Source organism: Bacillus sp. JJ783 (assembly GCF_036963225.1).
GTDB classification, from domain to species: Bacteria; Bacillota; Bacilli; order Bacillales; family Bacillaceae_G; genus Bacillus_A; species Bacillus_A cereus_U.
This window is the reverse complement of the sequence record NZ_JBALMG010000262.1, coordinates 1-1,200: the sequence shown is the minus strand read 5'-3', so window position 1 is coordinate 1,200 and position 1,200 is coordinate 1. Positions and strand designations below refer to the sequence as shown.

The following is a 1,200-nucleotide window of genomic DNA, read 5'->3' as shown; positions in this document are numbered from 1 at the left end:
ATTTGATATTTTATATTTACTTGCGAGTAATACAGGAAGAGTCTTTAGTTCCGAAGAAATTTTTGAACGCGTTTGGAATGAAGATGGTTATGGTTCAAATAAAACTGTGATGGTTCATATTAGTAATTTGCGGGATAAACTTGAAACAGTAATGAATGGAGAAAAGTTTATTCATACTGTTTGGGGAGTAGGCTATAAAATTGAGAAATGAAGCTTTTGACATATTAAAAGATATCCCAAAATGGAAAATTATTTTTTGGCTCTTATTAGCTATCACACTAACCCCTATTACTGAATTAATTATTTATCGCCTCGTTACTAGTGTAATTGAGAGTTCACTTACTTTAAGTGAACTAGGAAAAGAATTCATTAGAATTTTTGGCCATGAAAAATATATTGGATTAAAAGAGTCTTTATGGATGATGATTGTATCTTATTTGTTTTTATTTTCTATTTTCTCATCCTATTTATACATTTTTTATCGTCATGAAAGAAAGGTTTACTATGAAACTTGTATAAAAAAAATGATTGAAGAGATTCGGTATATTGCAAGTGGAAACTTTAATCATAAAGTTTCCATCGTACACCATAATTATTTAGAAGAACTGGCAACTGGGGTCAATCAAATTATTGAGCAATTAAAAGTTTCGATTGATGAAGAAAGACAGGCAGAACAAGCAAAAAGCGAACTTATTACAAATGTATCACATGACTTACGAACCCCTCTTACATCTATAGTTGGATACGTAAATTTAATCCATCATGATAATTATAGAGATGAAGTAGAATTACGATACTATATTCAAGTCATTTACGATAAAGTAACTCGTCTTAATGCATTAATGAATGACTTGTTTGAATATACACGCGTTCAAAATAAAGAGTTAAGTTTATATTCTGCTCCCATTGATATTGTAGAATTGATTGGACAATTAACTGTCCAATTTCGGATACAGCTTCAAGAAGCTAATATTGAATGTCGCCCTTCTTTCCCATCTCAAAAGCTAATGGTACTAGCTGATGGGGATAAATTAGTACGTGTGTTTGAAAATCTAATCATAAACGCTATTACTTATGGAAATGATGGAGATCATATTGATATTACCGCTTACGAAAGCAATAACATGATTACAATTGATATAACAAATTACGGACAACCTATCCCTAGTACTGATTTACCTCATATTTTTGAACGTTTTT

Annotated in this window: 2 protein-coding genes; both read left to right on the top strand. The window is 30.5% G+C overall.

The features are described 5' to 3' along the window. On the top strand, window positions 1-211 hold a 211-nt coding region (locus V7038_RS29415), incomplete at its 5' end, for a winged helix-turn-helix domain-containing protein (protein ID WP_335696089.1). Continuing rightward, window positions 201-1,200 (top strand): sensor histidine kinase (locus tag V7038_RS29410; protein WP_335696088.1); only part of this gene is annotated, 1,000 nt, incomplete at its 3' end. The genes V7038_RS29415 and V7038_RS29410, both read left to right, overlap by 11 nt.